Source organism: Microbacterium sp. LWH13-1.2, assembly GCF_038397735.1.
Lineage (GTDB): Bacteria > Actinomycetota > Actinomycetes > Actinomycetales > Microbacteriaceae > Microbacterium.
On the sequence record NZ_CP151635.1, the window covers coordinates 788,275 to 808,619 of the forward strand.

Sequence of the window (20,345 nt, forward strand, 5' to 3'; positions counted from 1 at the left end):
CAGGAAGCACGGTCAGTGACATGAAGTTCTATGCACGAAGAATCGGGTTCTATGCGTTCACGCTGTGGGCCGCGATCTCACTCAACTTCCTGCTTCCCCGGCTCATGCCGGGGAACCCGGCGGACATCATGATCGCCAAGATGCAGCGCGCGGGTGGCGAGGTCTCCGAGACCACGATCCGCAACATCAAGCTGCTGCTCGGCGGTGATGACTCCTCCCTCTGGGATCAGTACATCGCGTACTGGGGGCGCATGTTCCAAGGCGACCTGGGCATCTCCGTCACCAAGTTCCCCGCCCCGGTGAGCGAGCTGATCGGGCAGGCGCTGCCGTGGACGCTCATCCTCGTCGGTACGGTGACCGTGATCTCCTTCATCCTCGGCGTCGTGCTCGGCGCCTGGGCCGGATGGAAGCGCGGTACTTGGGTCGATCACCTGATCCCGGCCACCACCGTGCTGCAGTCCATCCCCTACTTCTGGATGGCGCTGCTCCTCGTCTCGGTGTTCGCGGTCGGACTCGGCTGGTTCCCGATCTTCGGCGGTTACGACGTCTTCGACTTCCCCGACGGCCCAGAGCCGACCTGGGCGTTCTTCGTGGATGCGCTCTCGCATGCGATCCTTCCCGCGGTGACCATCGTGATCTCGTCGGTGGGCGGCTGGATGTTCGGGATGCGCAACATGATGGTGCAGACCATGGCCGAGGACTACGTGCTGACGGCTGAGGCGAAGGGGCTCCGTCCGCGTCGCATCATGACGACATACGCCGCCCGCAATGCCGCGATCCCGTCGATCGCGGGGTTCTCGATCACCCTGGGGTTCGTGGTCGCCGGCTCCATCGTCATGGAGCAGGTGTTCACCTACCCGGGCATCGGCAAGCTGATGTTCCAGGCGGTGACGAACAACGACTACGCGCTCATGCAGGGGCTCTTCCTCGTCATCACCATCACGGTGCTCGCCGCCAACTTCATCATGGACCTCGTCTATGGCTTCATCGACCCGAGGGCGCGCCAGAATGTCTGACACCGAGAACACAGTGCTGATCACGAAGGATCAGCCCATGACCCAGCCCGCGAGCACGATCTCGCTGGCCACGCAGCGGGGACGCAAGCGCCGCACCATCCTCCCCACCTCCTCGTCGAAGTTCATCATCGGCGCGAGCATCGTGATCGCGATCGTGCTGTTCGCGATCATCGCGCCGATCTTCTCGCAGGACCCGCGGAGCACCGACAATCCGGCCCTGTTGCCGCCATCGCCCGAGCACTGGCTCGGCACCACCAAGCTCGGGAACGACATGTTCGCCCAGCTCGCGATCGGCGCGCAGGGCTCGCTCCTGGTCGGTGTGGTCGCCGGTGGCATCGCCATCATCCTGTCGCTCCTCTTCGGTGTCCTCGCCGGCTACCTCGGCGGCTGGCGCGAGGACACCCTCGCGCTGCTGACCAACGTGATGATCGTGATCCCCGGCCTGCCGCTGGTGATGGTGATCTCGTCCTTCGTCCCGCAGCGCAGCTGGCAGCTCGTGGCGTTCGTGCTGGGCATCACCTCCTGGGCCGGTGCGGCCTACGTGCTGCGGCTGCAGACACGATCGCTGCGCACCCGCGACTACGTCTACGCGTCCAAGGTCGCGGGGGAGCGATCCTTCCGCGTCATCCTGGTCGAGATCATGCCGAACCTGCTGCCGCTGCTCACGGCGCAGTTCCTCTTCGCGATCATCTTCGCGATCCTCGGAGAGGCCGGTCTCTCCTACCTGGGCCTCGGCCCGAACTCCTCGATCACCTGGGGCACCATCCTCAACGACGCGCAGTCGGGCCAGGCGCTCGGGCGAGGGGCCTGGTGGTGGTTCGTGCCGCCGGGAATCATGATCGCCATGCTCGGCGCGGGGCTCTCCCTGATCAACTTCGCGATCGACGAGGTCATCAACCCCAAGCTGCGCAATGCGCCGGACGCCGCTCGGCGTGTGCGCAAGGCCGCCAAGACGAAGGGGGTCGCCGCATGAGCGCTCCGGATGCCGTGCTCACCGCACGAGACGTGTCGATCGAGTACGAGGTGGACCCGCCTGTGAAGGCCGTCCGCAATGTGTCCCTCACCCTCAACCGAGGCGAGATCCTCGGGCTGGCCGGCGAATCGGGCTGCGGCAAGACCACCCTCGCCTACGGCATGAACCGGCTGCTCAAGGCGCCAGCGCTCATGACGAGCGGCGAGATCGTGTTCCACGACCGCGACGGGCACGACATCGACATCGTCGCGCTCGACGGCGACGGTCTGCGCGCGTTCCGCTGGGACAAGATCTCGATGGTGTTCCAGGGGGCGATGAACTCGCTCAACCCGGTGATCAGCGTCAGGGCGCAGATCTTCGACATCTTCGACACGCATCGTCCCGGAATGTCCAAGAAGGACAAGCAGGCTCGGGCCGAAGAGCTGCTGACTCTGGTCGGGGTCGACCCGTCGAGGCTCACGAGCTTCCCGCATGAGCTCTCCGGCGGCATGCGTCAGCGCATGATGATCGCCATGGCGCTCGCGCTGGACCCGCAGGTCATGATCATGGACGAGCCCACCACCGCGCTCGACGTCGTGGTGCAGCGCGGGATCATCCGCGAGATCATGCGGCTGCGCGAGCGGCTCGGGTTCGCAGTGATCTTCATCACGCACGACCTGCCGATGCTGATCGAGATCAGCGACCGGATCGCCGTGATGCTGCAGGGCCAGATCGTGGAGGAGGGCACAGCGGAGGAGATCTACCGCACGCCTCAGCACGAGTACACGAAGAAGCTGCTGTCGAGCTTCCCGAGTCTGACCGGCGAGCGCGGCGACTTCGTCCGCACCGGCAACCAGCCCAGTCAGGAGGAGATCCGATGAGTGCTCCCACCCTCGAAGCCCGCAACCTGGTGAAGGACTTCACCCTGCGATCAGGCCTCAAGACGTCCATCCTGCATGCGGTCAAGGACGTCTCGTTCACGATCGAAGCGGGCAAGACGGTCGCCCTCGTCGGCGAATCAGGGTCGGGCAAGTCGACGATCGCCCGGATGCTGATGAAGCTCGAGACACCGACGAGCGGGCAGATCCTGCTCGACGGGAAGGACTCGGGGATGCGGGGCCGCGCGGTCGAGGAGTACCGATCGCAGGTGCAGATGGTGTTTCAGGATCCGTTCGCCTCGCTGAACCCGTTCCACACGATCATCCACCACCTGGAGCGACCGATCAGGCTCCACCACCCCAAGCTCTCGGGCGCCGAGGTGCGGGCGCGCGCGATACAGCTGCTCGAGCGCGTGCGACTGTCCCCGGGCGAGACATTCGCCGAACGGCGACCGCATGAGCTGTCCGGTGGTCAGCGGCAGAGAGTGGCCATCGCGCGGGCGCTCGCCCCGGGAGCGCGGTTCATCGTCGCAGATGAGCCCGTCTCGATGCTCGATGTCTCGATCCGGCTCGGGGTGCTCAACCTGCTGGCCGATCTGCAGCGGGAGGAGAATCTCGGCGTGCTCTACATCACGCACGATCTCGCGACGGCCCGGCACTTCAGCGACGAGATCATGGTCCTCTACAAGGGCGACGTCGTCGAGCGGGGGCCTGCAGACGACGTCATCCTCAATCCGCAGCATGAGTACACGAAGACACTGCTGGGCGCGGCGCCGGAGCCTGAGAACCTCGGTCGCCTCCGCGACGAGGTGCGGGCCGAACTCGCCGGCCGCTGAGCATCCCTCCGGTCGCGCTTCCGCTCGACCGCGACGCATGGCGCGCGGAGCGAAGCGCGACCGGAGGATCGCCCGTCTCTGCGGGGGTGACCCGCTAGACTGAACGCACAAGTGAAGACAGGCCGAATGACCCACGCGGGAGAGCCCCGGCGAACGCAGCCGGGCACCGAAGGAGCAAGCCTCCCCGCCAATCTCTCAGGTACGCGTACCGCGCGGTTCCGGCCACTCTGAAAAGCGAGATCGAGCGATGCTGTAGCGCTCGGCTCCGCCGACGGTGAAAGCCCAGTCCCTGGGCGAAGCTCTCAGGCCCATGACAGAGGGGGAGTTCCGAGGAACGGCGACGCCGCTGTTCCGCCCGACCCAGCCCGGGAGAACTCCATGTCCGACCCTCGCTACACCCCGCTCCGCGAACGCCACGAGGCGCTCGGCGCCTCGTTCACCGACTTCGGCGGCTGGCAGATGCCGGTGCGCTACACCTCCGACCTCGCCGAGCACCACGCCGTGCGTCAGGCCGCCGGGATCTTCGACATCTCGCACATGGCGGAGTTCATGATCGCCGGAGACTTCGCAGGGGCCTTCCTCGACTACTCTCTCGCCGGTCGTCTGTCGGCGATGTCCGTCGGCAAGGCGAAGTACTCGCTGATGCTGGCCGACGACGGCGGGATCATCGACGACGTCATCGTCTACCGCCTCGCCGAGGATCGGTTCCTGGTGATCGCGAACGCCGGGAACCGCGGATTCGTCGACGCGGCGTTCGCCTCGCGGATCCGTTCGTTCCCCTCGCGGATCGAGCGTGAACGCCCGACGCTCGCCGCGGGCGAGGAGCGCACCTTCGAGGGCTTCCTCGGAGATCGCGGAGTCGACGTCGAGGACGTTTCCGACGAGTACGCGCTGCTCGCCGTCCAGGGCCCGGCATCCGAGGCCATCCTCGCCACGACTGCGGGCATCACCGACGTCGGTACGCCCTGGGCCGAGCAGAAGTACTACGCCTGGGCCGACGCCTCGTTCCTCGGCGGTCCGCTGCTCCTCGCCCGCACCGGCTACACGGGGGAGGACGGCTTCGAGCTTCTCGTACGCGTCGCCGACGCCCCGGCGCTCTGGGACGCGCTCGTCGATGCCGGCCAGGCGCACGGTCTCGTCCCCGCCGGTCTCGCCGCGCGCGACACGCTTCGGCTCGAGGCGGGAATGCCCCTCTACGGCCATGAGCTCTCCCGCGAGACGAAGCCGTCGCAGGCAGGTCTCGGCCGGGTCGTCGTGTCCGACAAGGAGAGCTTCATCGGCAAGGGTGCGGTGGATGCCGCATCCGATGCCCCGGTGCTCGTGGGCCTCGTCGCTGAAGGCAAGCGCGCCGGCCGTGCCGGATACCCCGTCGTCGATCAGGACGGCGGTGTGCTCGGCGAGATCACCAGCGGTGCACTCAGCCCGACGCTCGGCCACCCGATCGCCATGGCCTACGTCGAGCCGTCTTCCGCTGCGGAGGGAACCGCAGTATTCCTTGATGTGCGGGGGACCAGGATCCCCGCGACCGTGACCGCCCTGCCTTTCTACCGGAGGACCAAATGACCGACCTCAACGCCCTCAGCTACACCGACGAGCACGAGTGGATCGCCGCTGACGGCGACACCGTGACGATCGGCATCACCGACTACGCGGCCGACAAGCTCGGCGACGTCGTGTTCGTCGAGCTCCCCGCCGTCGGCACCGAGATCGCCGCAGGCTCCGTCGTCGGCGAGATCGAGTCGACCAAGTCGGTCGGCGAGCTCTATGCACCCGTCACCGGCACGGTCGTCGAGATCAACGACACCGTGGTCGACGATCCCTCGCTCGTGAACGCCGAGCCGTTCGCCGGAGGCTGGCTCATCAAGGTCGCCGTGGCCGCGGGGGCGCTCGAGGGTCTGATGGACCGCGACGCGTACGTCGCTCTGACGGAGGGCTGATCGACCAGTGGTCTCCTTCGCCGATCGTCACATCGGAACCACCGAATCCACGCAGCGCCAGATGCTCGACGCGCTGGGTGTCGAGTCCGCGCTCGAGGACTGGAGCCCGGTCGAGGCGCTGATGCGCCAGGCGGTGCCGTCCTCGATCTTCACCGCAGCCTCCACGGACTCGGTCATCCCTCGCGCGGCGAGCGAGACCGAGGCGCTCGCCGAGCTGCGGGCCATCGCCGCTCGCAACACGGTGAACCGGCCGATGATCGGCCTCGGGTACTACGGCACGATCACCCCGCAGGTGATCCAGCGCAACGTCCTCGAGAACCCCTCCTGGTACACGGCCTACACGCCCTACCAGCCGGAGATTTCGCAGGGGCGGCTCGAGGCGCTGATCAACTTCCAGACGATGGTGGCCGAGCTCACCGGACTCACCACGGCCAATGCGTCGATGCTCGACGAGTCGACCGCGGTCGTCGAGGGGATGCTGTTGGCGCGCCGCGCGTCGAAGAAGCCGTCGAACGTGTTCGCCGTCGACGCCGACGCCTTCCCGCAGACGAAGGCGCTGCTCGAGACCCGCGCCGACGCGGTGGGCATCGAGCTCGTGACGGTCGACTTCGCCGCAGGGGAAGAGCTCCCCGCAGAGCTGTTCGGTGTCTTCGTGCAGTATCCGGGCGCATCCGGTCGAGTGTGGAACCCCAGCGCCGTGATCGATGCCGCGCACCTCGCCGGCGGACTCGCCGTAGTCGCGGCCGATCTGCTCGCGCTCACCCTGATCGCTTCGCCCGGTTCGCTCGGTGCGGATGTCGCGGTCGGCACCACCCAGCGCTTCGGCGTGCCCATCGGCTTCGGAGGACCGCACGCCGGCTACATGGCCGTGCGCGCAGGGCTCGAGCGACAGCTGCCCGGACGCCTCGTCGGCGTCTCGGTCGATGCGGACGGCAAGCCGGCGTACCGGCTGTCCCTGCAGACGCGCGAGCAGCACATCCGCCGGGAGAAGGCGACCAGCAACATCTGCACCGCCCAGGTGCTGCTCGCGGTGATGGCGTCGATGTACGCGGTCTACCACGGTCCGGATGGACTCAAGGCGATCGCCCGGGAGGTCGCGGCCAAGACCGCGATGCTGCGCGACTGGCTCGCCGATGCGGGCGCCGACGTCGTGCACGACTCGTTCTTCGACACACTCCAGGTGCGAGTCCCTGGCCGCGCGGCCGAATACGCGGAGCAGGCTCATCACGGCTTCGGCATCCTGCTGCACGCCGCCGACGCCGACACGATCGGCATCTCGGTCGACGAGACCACCACGGTCGGCGAGCTCCACCAGGTCGCCCGTGTGTTCGGCGGGGCGCAGGAGCGCGCCTTCGGGTTCTACGGCTCGGGGTCGCACGGCTCACTTCCCGCTGATCTGCTCCGTCAGGACGAGTACCTCACGCACCCTGTGTTCCACGCGCACCGCAGCGAGACCGCCATGATGCGCTACCTGAAGAGCCTCGCCGATCGCGACTACGCGCTCGACCGCGGAATGATCCCGCTCGGCTCCTGCACGATGAAGCTCAACGCCGCCACCGAGATGGCATCGATCACGTGGCCCGAGTTCGCGGGCATCCACCCGTTCGCACCGGCATCCGACGTCGAGGGCTACCTCGACATGATCACTCAGCTCGAGGCGTGGCTTGCCGAGGTCACCGGGTACGACGCCGTGTCGCTGCAGCCGAACGCGGGTTCGCAGGGCGAGCTCGCAGGGCTCCTCGCGATCCGCGGCTACCACCTGGCGAACGGCGACACCCAGCGCACGGTGTGTCTGATCCCGTCCTCCGCACACGGGACGAACGCCGCTTCGGCGGTGCTCGCCGGAATGAAGGTCGTCGTCGTCGCCTGCGACGAGCTCGGAAACGTCGATCTCGACGACCTGCGGGCGAAGATCGCGGCGCACGCCGACGAGCTCTCCGCGCTCATGATCACCTACCCGTCGACCCACGGTGTCTACGAGCAGGACGTGGTGGAGATCACGACCGCCGTGCACGACGCCGGTGGACAGGTGTACGTCGACGGCGCGAACCTCAACGCGCTGCTCGGCTACGCCCGCTTCGGCGATCTGGGCGGCGACGTCTCGCACCTCAACCTGCACAAGACGTTCGCGATCCCGCACGGCGGCGGCGGCCCCGGTGTGGGCCCTGTCGCGGCCAAGGCGCACCTCGCGCCGTACCTGCCGTCGCACCCGCTCGCGCAGCGGGCGGAGCACGCGGGCGGATTCGTCTTCGAGGGCGGCGCCGTCTCGGCGGCTCCCTACGGCTCGGCGGGCATCCTCCCGATCTCCTGGTCGTACGTGCGGATGATGGGGGCCGACGGTCTGCGCCATGCGACGGCCGCAGCGGTGCTCTCGGCGAACTACATCGCCGCGCGTCTCGGCGAGCACTACCCGGTGCTGTACGCGGGCGAGAACGGCCGCGTCGCCCACGAGTGCATCCTCGACCTGCGTCCGCTGAAGGAGGCGACAGGGATCACGGTCGACGATGTCGCCAAGCGCCTCATCGACTACGGCTTCCACGCTCCGACCATGTCGTTCCCCGTCGCGGGCACGCTGATGGTCGAGCCGACGGAGTCGGAGGATCTCGGCGAGATCGAGCGCTTCATCGAGGCCATGATCATGATCAAGGCCGAGGCGGACGCGGTGGCGGCAGGCCGCTGGCCCGCGGACGACAACCCGCTGGTCCACGCGCCGCACACCGCGGTCTCGCTGATCGCGGGGGAGTGGAACCACGCGTACACCCGCGAGGACGCCGCCTACCCGGTGCACGCTCTGGTCGCCGGCAAGTACTGGCCGCCGGTGCGCCGCATCGACCAGGCGTACGGCGATCGCAACCTCGTCTGCGCCTGCCCGCCGATCGAGGCCTTCGCCTGAGACGAGCACGCATCTGAGCAGACGGTGCAGCGCTCCAACAGTGGTGCGCGGCACCGTCTGCCGTCTTGTGACGTTTCGAGAGTGTTACGGATGGTCACCACTCAGTAACAGTTCGTTAGCTGAGAGCGGCTGTTGACGAAGGGGCGGGTTACGCTCAGGTATCCCTGCGTGCTCGCTCGTCAGCGCGCAGACTCGGCATTGTCCACAGGAGGACGAAAAGTGAAAAGAAACAGGATTGCCCTCGCGGGCAGCGCTCTGCTCGTGATCGGCGCCTTGGCGCTGGCCGGTTGTGCAGGCGGGAACGACTCGGGGGACGAAGGTTCCCAGGGTTCGACGTCGGCCATCATCTCGGCGAACGGCAGTGAGCCGGAGAACGCCCTGATCCCGACGAACACCAACGAGGTCGGCGGTGGCAAGATCCTCGACTCGATCTTCGCCGGTCTCGCCTTCTACGATGGCGAGGGCGCTCTCGTCAACGACATGGCGGAGTCGATCACGGTCGACGCACCCAACAAGGTCACTGTGAAGCTGAAGGAGGGCCACAAGTTCACCAACGGTGAGGATGTCGTCGCTCACAACTTCATCGACGCGTGGAACTACGGCGCGCAGCTCTCCAACGCGCAGCTGAACCAGTCCTGGTTCGCCGACATCGTTGGCTTCAACCCGGACGCCGATTCCGAGCTCACCGGCCTCACCGAGGTCGACGACCAGACCTTCACCATCGACCTGAGCAGCGATGTCGCATCCGACTTCGTGACCCGTCTGGGCTACTCGGCGTTCTACCCGCTGCCCGACGTGGCATTCGAGGACATGGACGCCTTCGGTGAGAACCCGATCGGCAACGGCCCGTACATGCTCGCCGAGGACGGTGCCTGGCAGCACGATGTCCAGATCGACATGGTGAAGAACGAGGACTACAAGGGCGAGCGCGTCGCGCAGAACGGCGGCCTCACCCTGAAGTTCTACACGGCTCCTGAGGGCGCTTACGCCGACCTGCTCGGTGGCAACATCGACGTCATCGACCAGATCCCCGAGGCTTCCCTCGCGGTCTTCGAGGACGAGCTCGGCGAGCGGGCGACCAACCAGCCCGCCGCGATCTTCCAGTCGTTCACCATCGGTGGCCAGCTCGCCCACTTCTCTGGCGAAGAGGGCACCCTGCGTCGCCAGGCCATCTCGCTGGCGATCAACCGCGACGAGATCACCAGCAAGATCTTCGCCGACACCCGTACCCCTGCGAGCGACTTCACCACGCCCGTCATCGACGGCTGGAGCGACAGCGTCCCCGGGGCCGACGTCCTGAAGTTCGACCCGGAGAAGGCCAAGGAGCTGTGGGCCGAGGCTGACGCCATCTCCCCGTGGTCCGGCACCTTCCAGATCGCCTACAACTCCGATGGCGGACACCAGGTGTGGGTCGACGCGGTCTCGAACTCGCTGAAGAACACGCTCGGCATCGAGGCGTCGGGTGCACCGTACGTCGACCTCGCCACGCTCCGCGCAGCGGTCAACGCTCGTGACGACGCCGGCAAGCGCACGATCCAGACGGCGAACCGTTCCGGATGGCAGGGCGACTACCCCGCCGTCTACAACTTCCTGCAGCCGCTGTACGGCACGGACGCATCGTCGAACGACGGTGACTACTCCAACCCCGAGGTCGACGCACTGCTCGCAGAGGGCGCAGCGGCGACGAGCCCTGACGACGCCAACGCGGCGTACGAGAAGGTCCAGGAGATCCTCTTCAATGACCTCCCCGTCATTCCGCTCTGGTACCAGAACTCCATCGGCGGCTTCGGCGACTCGGTCGACAACGTCACCGTCGGCTGGAACTCTGTTCCGCTCTACTACGAGATCACCAAGGCCGAGTAGGTCCTCGGGGTGAACGGCAGCGAGGCGGTGGCGGCGACGTCACCGCCTCGCGTCGTGCACTCCGGTTGACTCCGACTCCACGAAAGGAGCAAGGATGCTCGCCTATACCCTGCGGCGACTTCTTCAGCTGATCCCGGTCTTCTTCGGTGCGACGCTTCTCATCTACGCGCTCGTCTTCCTCATGCCGGGCGACCCGATCGCGGCGCTCTTCGGTGACAAACCGCCGAGCCCGCAGCTGCTCGCCACGATCCGAGCGCAGTACCACCTGGACGAACCGTTCCTGGTCCAGTACTTCTACTACATCACCGGCGTCTTCAAGGGCGACATGGGAACGACGTTCTCCGGTGAGTCCGTGAGCACCGTGCTCGCGCGCACCCTTCCGATCACGGGGCGCCTGGCCATCATGGCGATCGCGATCGAGTTCACACTCGCGATCATCGTCGGAACGCTTTCCGCGCTCCGCAAGGGAAAGTTCTTCGATCACGCATCGCTGATCGTCTCGCTCGTGTTCCTCTCGATGCCGATCTTCGTCGTCGCCTTCCTCGCGCAGTACTTCCTCGCCATCAAGCTGGGCTGGTTCCGTCCGACGGTCGGTGGTCAGAACGACTGGGGAGATCTGTGGCTGCCCGCCATCGTGCTGGGGCTGAGCCTGTATGCGACGAGCATGCGTCTGATGCGAGGCTCCGTGCTCGACACGCTCAACCAGGACTGGGTGCGCACGGCCTACGGCAAGGGGCTGTCACGCAACCGCGTGATCCCCGTGCACGTGCTGCGCAACTCCCTGATCCCGGTGATCACCAACTCGGCGACGAACTTCGGTGTGCTCCTCGTCGGAGCGACCGTGACGGAGTACATCTTCAACATTCCCGGCGTGGGGCAGACCCTGTTCCAGGCGACGTTGAGGCACGAAGGACCGACTATCGTGTCGTTCGTGACGGTGTTCGTCATCATCTACGTTCTCGTCAACCTGCTCGTGGACCTGCTCTACGGGCTGCTCGACCCGAGGATTCGCTATGTCAAGTGACCGTTCCACCCACTACGTCGCACCGATGGTGGCCGAACAGCCGCCGACGGATGCCATCAACGTCAAAGGTAAGCCCGCCAGCCTCTGGCGGGATGCGTGGACCGATCTGCGCCGCCGCCCGTCGTTCTGGATCTCTCTCGGAATCGTCGCGCTCATCCTGCTGATGGCCCTGTGGCCGACGCTCTTCACGCAGACGCCTCCGAACAACCAGTGCGAGCTCGCGAACTCCAACGCGGGACCGGCTGCCGGACACCCTCTCGGGTTCACGTTCCAGGGCTGCGACATCTGGTCGCGCATCGTCTGGGGCTCGCGCACGTCCATCAGCGTCGGCCTGCTGGCCACCATCATCAGCTCGACTCTCGGACTGATCATGGGCGCATTCGCCGGCTATTACGGCGGATGGCTCGACGCGGTGCTCTCCCGCATCGGAGACATCTTCTTCTCGATCCCCTACATCCTCGCGGCTGTCGTCGTGATGACGGTGTTCGCGCAGTACCGCAACGTCTTCACGCTCGCTCTCGCGATCGGCGGGTTCGCCTGGGCTGCCACGGCGCGCGTCGTGAGGGCGGAAGTGCTCAGAGTGAAGCAGGCGGACTTCGTGATGGCCTCGGCCGCGCTCGGCAAGGGGCGCTTCGGCACCCTCCTGGCGCACGTGATCCCGAACGCCTTCGCTCCGCTGCTCGTGCTGGCGACGCTGGCTCTGGCCGGCGGTATCGTCGCCGAGGCGACACTGAGCTTCCTCGGTGTCGGGCTCGGCAGCGACGTCATGTCATGGGGCAACGACATCAGCCAGGCTCAGCGCTCCCTGCGCGTCGCGCCGATGGCGCTGATCTATCCGTCGATCGCGCTCACCATCACGGTGCTCGCGTTCATCCTCCTGGGCGAGCTCATCCGAGACGCCCTCGACCCGAGGGCGAGGGCACGCCGATGAACGAATCGACAGCTCCGCTGCTGAGCGTTCGCGATCTCACGGTCGCGTTCGACACGCAGAACGGCACACGACAGGTCCTGCATGGCATCAGCTTCGATGTCATGGCGGGAGAGACGGTGGCGATCGTCGGCGAGTCCGGTTCGGGCAAGTCGACGGCTGCGACGTCGATCATCAAGCTCCTCGCTGGCACCGGGCGGATCACCTCCGGCAGCATCGCCCTGGAGGGGCAGGAGCTCACCACTCTCTCCGAGCGGGAGATGGAGAGGGTGCGCGGCAAGGCGATCGGCTACGTCCCGCAGGACCCGATGTCGAACCTGAATCCGGTCTGGAGCATCGGCTTCCAGGTGGAGGAGGCGGTGCGTGCGAATGGTCTCGCCCAGGGCCGTGCCGCGGTCCGTGCACGCGCGATCGAGGTGCTCCAGCAGGCGGGGCTCGCAGACGCCGCCAAGCGGCTGCGTCAGTTCCCCCATCAGTTCTCCGGGGGAATGCGTCAGCGTGCGCTCATCGGCATCGGATTGGCTGCGGACCCGCGGCTCCTGATCGCGGATGAGCCGACGTCGGCGCTCGATGTCACCGTGCAGCGCGTGATCCTCGACCACATGGCGAGCCTGACGCGCGATCGCGGCACCTCGATGCTGCTGATCACCCACGACCTCGGTCTCGCGGCCGAGCGCGCGGAGCGGCTGATCGTGATGCAGAACGGCTCGATCGTGGAGTCGGGACCGAGCAAGGAGATCCTGCAGAACCCGCAGCATCCCTACACGAAGCGTCTGGTCGCCGCAGCGCCGAGCGTGGCATCGCAGCGCATCCAGGCCGTGGTCGAGGACCGCGGTGTGGAGACGCTCGACGACCTCGCCGACATCCCGCCCACCGTGCGGGTGGCGGGTCTCACGAAGGACTACCGCATCCGCCAGGGTGGGTTCCGCAGCGAGATGTTCCGTGCCGTCGATGATGTGTCGTTCGAGATCCCGCGGGGAAAGACGCTGGCTCTGGTCGGTGAGTCCGGTTCGGGCAAGTCGACCGTCGCGAAGATGGTCCTCAAGCTCGAGGACCCCACGTCGGGGACGATCGAGATCGACGGCATGGACGTGTCCGGGTTCTCCCGTGCACAGTCGTTCGGCCTTCGTCGTCGCATGCAGCCGGTGTTCCAGGATCCGTATGGTTCCCTGGATCCGCTGCGCAACCTCGAGAACACGATCGCGGAACCCCTCGAGATTCACGGGGTGGGCGACCGCACGTCTCGTCGTGAGCGTGTGCGCGAGCTGCTCGATCAGGTGTCACTGCCGCAGGATCTGGCTACTCGCTATCCGAGCGAGCTGTCGGGCGGACAGCGTCAGCGCGTCGCGATCGCGCGCGCTCTGGCGCTGAAGCCCGACATCGTCGTTCTCGACGAGGCGGTCTCGGCTCTGGACGTGCTCGTCCAGGCCCAGATTCTCAAGCTGCTGGCCGACCTGCAGACCGAGCTGGGGCTCACCTACCTGTTCATCACGCACGATCTCGCGGTGGTGCGTGTCTCGAGCGACCTGGTCTGCGTCATGGAGCGCGGCCGGATCGTCGAGCAGGGCACGGTCGACGAGACATTCGCGAACCCGAAGCAGGAGTACACGAGTCGCCTGCTCGAGGCGATCCCCGGTGCCTCGATCCCTCTGGGTGGCCTCTGATCGTGGCGACGCCGAAATCTCCCGAGGGCGAGCGGACTCTCCGCTCGCCCTCGGGCTCGATCGTGATGATCGTGAGCCTCCTGCTGGCTCTGTTCCTGCTCGGAGATGCCGTCGTGCGGGGAGGATGGGCGCAGACGCTGCTGCTCGCTCCGTGGGTGCTTCTCGGACTGTGGGTCGTCTACGAGATCAGCTACGTCTCGATGGTTCGTATCAGCGACAGCGGGGCGCTCGTGCAGAACATGCTGCGACGAACCGAGTTCGGCTGGCACCGGGTTCGAGACATCGATCTCCAATGGCAGCTGAAGTTCTCCTTCGACGACGGCACGGAGCTCACCTGCTGGAGCGGACCGGCACACGCGCGGCCCAAACGCAGCAAGATGCGGGACGAGGAGACCAGCGTCTCGACATCGCTGCGCGACTTCACTGACGTTCATGACCGCTGGCAGGCGGCGGCAGGACATGGCGCGAGTGCGCCGATTCTCCGTTCCTGGGACACCAGGGCCCTGCTGGCGCTCGTGGTGATCGTGGTCTGGGCGGCCGCCGCCGTCTTCTTCAGCCAGATGGGGTGAGCGTTCCCGAGAGAATTCTGCCGCTCGTGCACCGTGCCCCCTGCCCTCGTGCAGAGAGAGCAGGGGGGACGGTGGTCACACCTGGACGCTGGCTCAGGAATACGAGAACCAGAGGCCCGGCTGGTTTGCGCGATGAACGCACGCACCGACCTTGTAACCCTCCTGCATGAAGATCCGGCGCTCGGCCTGGCAGTACGTCATGTCGGTGAACGGACCGAACCAGGCAGCTGCTTGCGCTGCAGCGGCTCCGCCGAACACCATTCCTGCGACGAGGACGACGCCTGCGGCTGTTGCGGACAGTTTCTTCTTCATCTGGATCCCCCCGGATTTGTCTTCCCCACGTCGTCGTGGGTAGCCCGATCCTAAAATGAGCGCCCCTGCCTGTCAACGCGCGGGCGGGCGAGAGGGTGATCCCCTCGCCCGCCCGGCTCACGGTGCCGCTCAGTAGGTCTGGAAGTACCAACCCCCGGTGCCGGGGATGCAGGGGGCTGCTTTCCCGCCGCCTCGGACATAGTCGGTTCGATCGGCGTTGCATTGCGCCGCTGACGAGTACGGCCCGAAAACGCTGGCCGACGCCGGCGTGACGCTGAGCAGCGTGACTGCTGCTGCGATCGCGATGGTGGCCCCGCCTTGGTCAGTGTGTTCATCTTCATGGCACTTTCCTCCTGATTCGCGTGGATGGAGGCCCATGCTAAACACTGCCGATGAAGACGGGCGGAGGCGGTCCCAGTTCTCGCGATTCAGCCGGGCAGCCCGAAGAGCATCGGCCACGCGTTCGCCGCCCACGGGTAGCCGACGAACACGGTCGCGTCGATCAGGAAGTGCGCCACGAGGAACGGCATGAGCCGACCACTGCGCTGGAACAGCCAGCCGAACAGCAGGCCCATCGCGAGGTTTCCGATGAAGGCGCCGGGGCCCTGATAGAGGTGGTAGCTCGCGCGAAGCAGCGAGGTCGTCAGGATGATGGCCCACGGACCCCAACCGAGCTGCTTCAGACGGGCGAACAGATATCCCAGCACCACGAACTCCTCCTGCAGCGACGCGCGGGCTGCCGCGAGCAGGAGGATCGGCACGGTCCACCAGTGGGAGCCCTGGCCCGAGGGGTCGACCGCGACGAAGATCCCCATGGCCCTTCCGGCCAGATAGAGCCCGATGCCCGGGATGCCGATCGCCGCGACGAGCAGAACGCCCCGCCCGATGTCGGGTGCCGTCTTCGTGCCGTCGAGACCGAGTCTTCCCAGATGCGGCCTCGAGGGCTGCCAGAGCAGATAGCAGACCAGCAGAACCGGGACGATCGAGAACCCGATCGACAGGACCTGATAGATCAGGTCGAAGATCTCCCTATCGCTCCGCGAAGGATTGAGGGTGGCGGTCTGATCGGCGAGCGGCACGTCGGCGGTGAGCAGGTCCGCCAGCTCGACGATCGCGTAGACCGCTGACTTGCCGAGACCGAGGGCCAGCACGATCGCGATCTCCCACCACAGACGACTGCGAGAGGGGGCGGGGGAGAGGTCGACATCGGTCACGCACACGATCGTACTTCGGCGTTCAGGAACGACTCGCCCGAATACGATAGTCTGGAACGTCGGCTTCTCGGCAAAACCCCACACTCTTTAGGACATATGCATGGCGCACGCCCTTCGCTCTGACCTCCGCAACGTCGCAATCGTCGCGCACGTCGACCACGGCAAGACCACTCTCGTCGACGCCATGCTGCGTCAGACGGGCTCGTTCGGCGAACACGCCCACGTCGATGAGCGTGCCATGGACTCGAACGACCTCGAGCGTGAAAAGGGCATCACGATCCTCGCCAAGAACACGGCGATCACCTACAAGGGAAAGCACGCTCAGGGCAAGGAGATCACGATCAACGTGATCGACACCCCCGGCCACGCCGACTTCGGCGGTGAGGTCGAGCGCGGCCTGTCGATGGTCGACGGTGTCGTCCTGCTCGTCGACGCGAGCGAGGGCCCGCTTCCGCAGACCCGGTTCGTGCTGCGCAAGGCTCTCGAGTCGAAGCTGCCCGTCATCCTCCTGGTCAACAAGACCGACCGTCCCGATGCTCGCATCGCCGAGGTCGAGGAGGAAGCTCACGACCTGCTTCTGGGCCTCGCATCCGACCTCGTCGACGACGTGCCCGACCTCGACGTCGACGCGCTGCTCGACGTGCCGGTGGTCTACGCATCCGGTCGTGCGGGCGCGGCATCGCAGAACCGTCCCGCCGACGGTTCGCTGCCCGACAACGACGACCTCGAGCCGCTCTTCGAGGCCATCCTCGAACACGTCCCCGCTCCGGCGTACGACGACGAGGCTCCTCTCCAGGCCTGGGTCACCAACCTCGACTCCAGCCCCTTCCTCGGCCGCCTCGCGCTGCTGCGCGTGTTCAACGGCACGCTCAAGAAGGGCCAGACCGTCGCCTGGGTCCGTTCAGACGGCACGCACCAGAACGCACGCATCACCGAGCTGCTCAAGACCCGTGCGCTCGAGCGCTACCCCGCCGAGTCGGCAGGCCCCGGCGACATCGTCGCCATCGCAGGCTTCGAGAACATCACGATCGGCGAGACCATCGCCGACCCGGAGGATGTCCGCCCTCTCCCCGCGATCACCGTCGACGACCCCGCCATCTCGATGACGATCGGCACCAACACCTCGCCGCTCATGGGCAAGGTCAAGGGTCACAAGCTCACCGCTCGCATGGTCAAGGACCGTCTCGACAAAGAGCTGATCGGTAACGTCTCGCTCAAGGTCGTCGACATCGGGCGTCCCGACGCATGGGAGGTGCAGGGCCGCGGCGAGCTGGCTCTGGCGATCCTCGTCGAGAACATGCGCCGTGAGGGCTTCGAGCTCACCGTCGGCAAGCCGCAGGTGGTCACGAAGAAGATCGACGGCAAGACCTACGAGCCCTTCGAGCACCTCACGATCGACACGCCGGAGGAGCACCTCGGCGCGATCACGCAGCTTCTCGCGAACCGCAAGGGCCGCATGGAGAACATGACCAACCACGGCACCGGCTGGGTGCGCATGGAGTTCATCGTCCCCTCGCGCGGTCTGATCGGCTTCCGCAGCGAGTTCCTCACCACGACCCGCGGCACGGGTATCGCCAACGCGATCTCACACGGGTACGAGCCGTGGGCGGGATCCATCACGACCCGTCAGAACGGTTCGATCGTCGCCGACCGCCAGGGTGTCGTCACCCCGTTCGCGATGATCGCCCTGCAGGAGCGCATGTCCTTCTTCGTGCAGCCCACGCAGGAGGTCTACGAGGGCATGGTCATCGGCGAGAACTCCCGCGCCGACGACATGGACGTCAACATCACCAAGGAGAAGAAGCTCACCAACATGCGTGCGGCGAGCTCCGACACCTTCGAGTCGATGACTCCTCCGCGCCAGCTGACGCTCGAGGAGAGCCTCGAGTTCGCTCGTGACGACGAATGCGTCGAGGTCACGCCCGAGGTCGTCCGCATCCGCAAGGTGAACCTCGACGCCAACACCCGTGCGCGTGAGACCGCTCGCCTGAAGCGCCAGGACGCCAACGTCTGAGAATCGTCTAAGAAAAGGGGCCCTGCATCGCCGGAAACGGCGGTGCAGGGTCCCTTTCTCACGAAACGTCCAGGTGCTCCGTTGCAGAATCGTTACCTTGCGCCTGGGACGATCTCCCGATGAGTGTCCTGTGACGGGCGTACGACGACCCGAAAGTCGAACCCATGCTTCACACCTCCCGTGCGCTTCGGCGCGCCCACGCGGCGGCGTCCGCCCGCAACGCGATCACGGCACGTCGCCCCAAGCTGATTCTCGGAACGATCACCGGCGGGATGCTCGGCCTCGCCTTGACCGTCGGCATGGTGTCGGCACCCGCGGCTGGTGCCGAGGTGCCGGACGCCGTCGCCGGCGTCACGTCCTTCGTCACCGGCGAGACCGAGCAGCCGGCGAAGAGCGCCGACGACTCAGCCCTGACGATGGTCGCCGCTCAGGACGCCATTGCTGCGGCCGAGGCGCTGAACGCCGAGGTCGCGGCATCGGGCCTCGACCTCGGCGCGGCACCCTCCGCGGTCGATACCTCCGACGTGACCGCCTGGGTCGATCAGCTCGCCGACCGCGACGACTTCTCGAACAGGCAGCTCACGAGCCTCACTGCGTATGCGGTCACCGGCACGGACGAGATCGTCGCTGAGACCGCCGCCCTGCAGGAATCCTACGTAGCGGCTCAGCAGGCCAAAGCCGCTGCGGATGCGGCTGCCGTGCAGGCGGCCGCTGAAGCCGCCGCACTCGCTCAGACGAACACCGTCGATGGCGCGAAGGCCGCGGCGCGCGACATCGCGTCAAGTCAGTACGGGTGGGGCGACGACCAGTTCTCCTGCCTGGATTCGCTGTGGACCAAGGAATCCGGGTGGAACTACCAGGCGTACAACGCCTCGGGCGGCGCGACGGGGATTCCGCAGGCTCTGCCCGGAAGCAAGATGGCGTCTGCCGGATCCGACTGGCAGACGAATGCGGCCACGCAGATCCGCTGGGGTCTCGGATACATCTCATCCGTGTACGGCACCCCCTGCAGCGCGTGGGGGCACTCCCAGTCCGTGAACTGGTACTGAGCCGCCGCCACCCGACCGGCACCACCGAGACCCACCCCGCATGCGTGCGGCGGTGGGTCTTGGCGTTCAGGGCGCAGCCTGACACCGGCGCTCTGCGCTCTAGGCAGGGCGAGGCATTGCCACTACGGTGAGCGGTGACGGCTGGGGGGTCGTGGACTCGGAGGAGAACGCATGGACGTCGCGGCACTGACAGACATCCCGCAGCAGGTGTCGACCGGCGCCCTGCCGGGGTGGGACCGCGTCGACGAGCTCGTGCGCGAAGCCCACCGCCGCTATGCGGACGACCGCACGGGTGCAGTCGCCGATTACATCCCCGTGCTCGCGGAGGCCGACCCCGAGCTGTTCGGTCTCGCGGTCATCGAGGTCGATGGCGGCCTGCATGACGCCGGAGACGCGCTGCATCCGTTCTCGATCCAGTCGATCTCGAAGATGTTCGTGTATGCGCTGGCCATCCAGGAGCACGGCCACGAGCGCGTGCGCGAGATCGTCGGTGTCAACAACACAGGTCTCGCCTTCAACTCGCTGATGGCTCTGGAGCTCAACAGCGGGCACCCCATGAACCCGATGGTCAACGCCGGCGCGATCGCGACGACGGGGCTCATGCCCGGGGCCACCGCGGTGGAGCAGTGGGAGCGCGTCAGGGAGGGACTGTCGGCATTCGCCGGTCGTCCGCTGGGTCTCGACGGCGTGGTGTATGCCTCCGAGGCGGAGACGAACGAGCGCAACCGCGCGATGGGCTGGCTTCTGCGCAGCTACGGGCGGCTCGACGGCGACCCCGACGAGGTCGTCGACGTCTACACACGGCAGTGCGCGTTGAGCGTGACGGCGCATGATCTGGCGGTCATGGGGGCGACCCTCGCCGACGGCGGAGTGAACCCCGTCACGGGCGAGCGGGTCGTCTCCGCAGATGTCTGCCGCGACACCCTCGCCGTCACCGCATCGACAGGACTCTACGAGACGTCGGGGGAGTGGCTGTTCGAGATCGGGCTCCCGGCCAAGTCCGGAGTGGCGGGCGGCATCGTCGCGGTCGCCCCCGGCAAGGGCGCTGTCGCCGGCTTCTCGCCGAGACTCGACCGAGCGGGGAACTCGATCCGCTCGCAGTTGGCGATCGGTCACCTGTCCCGCGCTCTGGGCCTGAACCTGTTCGCCTCCGCCCCGGCGGCGGTGCGAACCGCGGACTGAGCTCGACGCATCCC

Annotated in this window: 17 protein-coding genes and 1 riboswitch; of the genes, 15 read left to right on the forward strand and 2 right to left on the reverse strand. The window is 66.7% G+C overall.

Features of this window, described 5'->3' with window-relative positions; all coding sequences use genetic code 11:
* Window positions 1-20 precede the first annotated feature (20 nt).
* The 12 genes from MRBLWH13_RS03580 (at window position 21) to MRBLWH13_RS03635 (ending at window position 14,560) form a co-directional block, all read left to right on the forward strand.
* Window positions 21-1,016 carry an ABC transporter permease gene (locus MRBLWH13_RS03580; protein ID WP_341956940.1) on the forward strand — a complete coding sequence of 332 codons (996 nt, stop codon included), beginning with the start codon at window positions 21-23 and terminating at the stop codon, window positions 1,014-1,016.
* A gap of 37 nt (window positions 1,017-1,053) precedes the next feature.
* Complete coding sequence (locus tag MRBLWH13_RS03585) at window positions 1,054-1,989, forward strand: ABC transporter permease (protein WP_341956941.1); 936 nt, start codon at window positions 1,054-1,056, stop codon at window positions 1,987-1,989.
* A complete protein-coding gene (locus MRBLWH13_RS03590; RefSeq protein WP_341956942.1) occupies window positions 1,986-2,849 on the forward strand; it encodes an ABC transporter ATP-binding protein in 864 nt (287 codons plus the stop codon). The genes MRBLWH13_RS03585 and MRBLWH13_RS03590 overlap by 4 nt, the downstream gene beginning before the upstream one ends.
* Entirely contained in the window at window positions 2,846-3,682 is an 837-nt protein-coding gene (locus MRBLWH13_RS03595; protein WP_341956943.1) for an ATP-binding cassette domain-containing protein, read from the forward strand. The genes MRBLWH13_RS03590 and MRBLWH13_RS03595 overlap by 4 nt, the downstream gene beginning before the upstream one ends.
* A 126-nt stretch (window positions 3,683-3,808) precedes the next feature.
* A riboswitch (glycine riboswitch) is annotated at window positions 3,809-3,903 on the forward strand.
* A 157-nt stretch (window positions 3,904-4,060) separates the two neighbouring features.
* Window positions 4,061-5,245: a glycine cleavage system aminomethyltransferase GcvT gene (locus tag MRBLWH13_RS03600; RefSeq protein WP_341956944.1), complete on the forward strand. Its 1,185-nt coding sequence runs from the start codon at window positions 4,061-4,063 to the stop codon at window positions 5,243-5,245.
* A complete protein-coding gene (gene gcvH, locus MRBLWH13_RS03605) occupies window positions 5,242-5,619 on the forward strand; it encodes a glycine cleavage system protein GcvH (protein ID WP_056508773.1) in 378 nt (125 codons plus the stop codon). The genes MRBLWH13_RS03600 and gcvH overlap by 4 nt, the downstream gene beginning before the upstream one ends.
* 61 nt (window positions 5,620-5,680) lie before the next feature.
* Window positions 5,681-8,512, forward strand: a complete 2,832-nt coding sequence (gcvP, locus tag MRBLWH13_RS03610) for an aminomethyl-transferring glycine dehydrogenase (protein WP_341958201.1) — start codon at window positions 5,681-5,683, stop codon at window positions 8,510-8,512.
* Window positions 8,513-8,731: 219 nt separating this feature from the next.
* Entirely contained in the window at window positions 8,732-10,375 is a 1,644-nt protein-coding gene (locus tag MRBLWH13_RS03615) for an ABC transporter substrate-binding protein (protein WP_341956945.1), read from the forward strand.
* A 94-nt stretch (window positions 10,376-10,469) separates the two neighbouring features.
* On the forward strand, window positions 10,470-11,399 hold the full coding sequence (locus MRBLWH13_RS03620; protein WP_341956946.1) for an ABC transporter permease: 930 nt from the start codon (window positions 10,470-10,472) through the stop codon (window positions 11,397-11,399).
* Entirely contained in the window at window positions 11,389-12,330 is a 942-nt protein-coding gene (locus MRBLWH13_RS03625) for an ABC transporter permease (RefSeq protein ID WP_341956947.1), read from the forward strand. Before MRBLWH13_RS03620 ends, MRBLWH13_RS03625 begins: the two co-directional genes overlap by 11 nt.
* Window positions 12,327-13,991, forward strand: coding sequence for an ABC transporter ATP-binding protein (locus tag MRBLWH13_RS03630; protein ID WP_341956948.1), 1,665 nt, complete (start codon window positions 12,327-12,329; stop codon window positions 13,989-13,991). The genes MRBLWH13_RS03625 and MRBLWH13_RS03630 overlap by 4 nt, the downstream gene beginning before the upstream one ends.
* A 2-nt stretch (window positions 13,992-13,993) precedes the next feature.
* The gene (locus MRBLWH13_RS03635) at window positions 13,994-14,560 is read left to right on the forward strand and encodes a PH domain-containing protein (RefSeq protein WP_341956949.1); all 567 of its coding nucleotides are present in this window, start codon (window positions 13,994-13,996) and stop codon (window positions 14,558-14,560) included.
* Between the two features lie 93 nt (window positions 14,561-14,653).
* Here MRBLWH13_RS03635 and MRBLWH13_RS03640 read toward each other — a convergent pair whose 3' ends face one another.
* The gene (locus tag MRBLWH13_RS03640; RefSeq protein WP_341956950.1) at window positions 14,654-14,872 is read right to left on the reverse strand and encodes a DUF3693 domain-containing protein; all 219 of its coding nucleotides are present in this window, start codon (window positions 14,870-14,872) and stop codon (window positions 14,654-14,656) included.
* Between the two features lie 428 nt (window positions 14,873-15,300).
* Complete coding sequence (locus tag MRBLWH13_RS03645; protein WP_341956951.1) at window positions 15,301-16,086, reverse strand: CPBP family intramembrane glutamic endopeptidase; 786 nt, start codon at window positions 16,084-16,086, stop codon at window positions 15,301-15,303.
* 100 nt (window positions 16,087-16,186) lie between these two features.
* Here MRBLWH13_RS03645 and typA point away from each other — a divergent pair, with 100 nt between their 5' ends.
* The 3 genes from typA (at window position 16,187) to glsA (ending at window position 20,331) form a co-directional block, all read left to right on the forward strand.
* Window positions 16,187-18,100, forward strand: a complete 1,914-nt coding sequence (typA, locus tag MRBLWH13_RS03650) for a translational GTPase TypA (RefSeq protein WP_341956952.1) — start codon at window positions 16,187-16,189, stop codon at window positions 18,098-18,100.
* 164 nt (window positions 18,101-18,264) lie between these two features.
* On the forward strand, window positions 18,265-19,149 hold the full coding sequence (locus MRBLWH13_RS03655; RefSeq protein WP_341956953.1) for a phospholipase: 885 nt from the start codon (window positions 18,265-18,267) through the stop codon (window positions 19,147-19,149).
* Between the two features lie 171 nt (window positions 19,150-19,320).
* Window positions 19,321-20,331, forward strand: coding sequence for a glutaminase A (gene glsA, locus MRBLWH13_RS03660; protein WP_341956954.1), 1,011 nt, complete (start codon window positions 19,321-19,323; stop codon window positions 20,329-20,331).
* Window positions 20,332-20,345 lie beyond the last annotated feature (14 nt).

Bases quoted from the DNA above. Each gene is read 5' to 3' on its own strand.
- MRBLWH13_RS03580 (WP_341956940.1), top strand. From the start codon at position 21: ATGAAGTTCTATGCACGAAGAATCGGGTTCTATGCGTTCACGCTGTGG.
- MRBLWH13_RS03585 (WP_341956941.1), top strand. From the start codon at position 1,054: ATGACCCAGCCCGCGAGCACGATCTCGCTGGCCACGCAGCGGGGACGC.
- MRBLWH13_RS03590 (WP_341956942.1), top strand. From the start codon at position 1,986: ATGAGCGCTCCGGATGCCGTGCTCACCGCACGAGACGTGTCGATCGAG.
- MRBLWH13_RS03595 (WP_341956943.1), top strand. From the start codon at position 2,846: ATGAGTGCTCCCACCCTCGAAGCCCGCAACCTGGTGAAGGACTTCACC.
- MRBLWH13_RS03600 (WP_341956944.1), top strand. From the start codon at position 4,061: ATGTCCGACCCTCGCTACACCCCGCTCCGCGAACGCCACGAGGCGCTC.
- gcvH (WP_056508773.1), top strand. From the start codon at position 5,242: ATGACCGACCTCAACGCCCTCAGCTACACCGACGAGCACGAGTGGATC.
- gcvP (WP_341958201.1), top strand. From the start codon at position 5,681: ATGCTCGACGCGCTGGGTGTCGAGTCCGCGCTCGAGGACTGGAGCCCG.
- MRBLWH13_RS03620 (WP_341956946.1), top strand. From the start codon at position 10,470: ATGCTCGCCTATACCCTGCGGCGACTTCTTCAGCTGATCCCGGTCTTC.
- MRBLWH13_RS03625 (WP_341956947.1), top strand. From the start codon at position 11,389: ATGTCAAGTGACCGTTCCACCCACTACGTCGCACCGATGGTGGCCGAA.
- MRBLWH13_RS03630 (WP_341956948.1), top strand. From the start codon at position 12,327: ATGAACGAATCGACAGCTCCGCTGCTGAGCGTTCGCGATCTCACGGTC.
- MRBLWH13_RS03640 (WP_341956950.1), bottom strand. From the start codon at position 14,872: ATGAAGAAGAAACTGTCCGCAACAGCCGCAGGCGTCGTCCTCGTCGCA.
- typA (WP_341956952.1), top strand. From the start codon at position 16,187: ATGGCGCACGCCCTTCGCTCTGACCTCCGCAACGTCGCAATCGTCGCG.
- MRBLWH13_RS03655 (WP_341956953.1), top strand. From the start codon at position 18,265: ATGCTTCACACCTCCCGTGCGCTTCGGCGCGCCCACGCGGCGGCGTCC.
- glsA (WP_341956954.1), top strand. From the start codon at position 19,321: ATGGACGTCGCGGCACTGACAGACATCCCGCAGCAGGTGTCGACCGGC.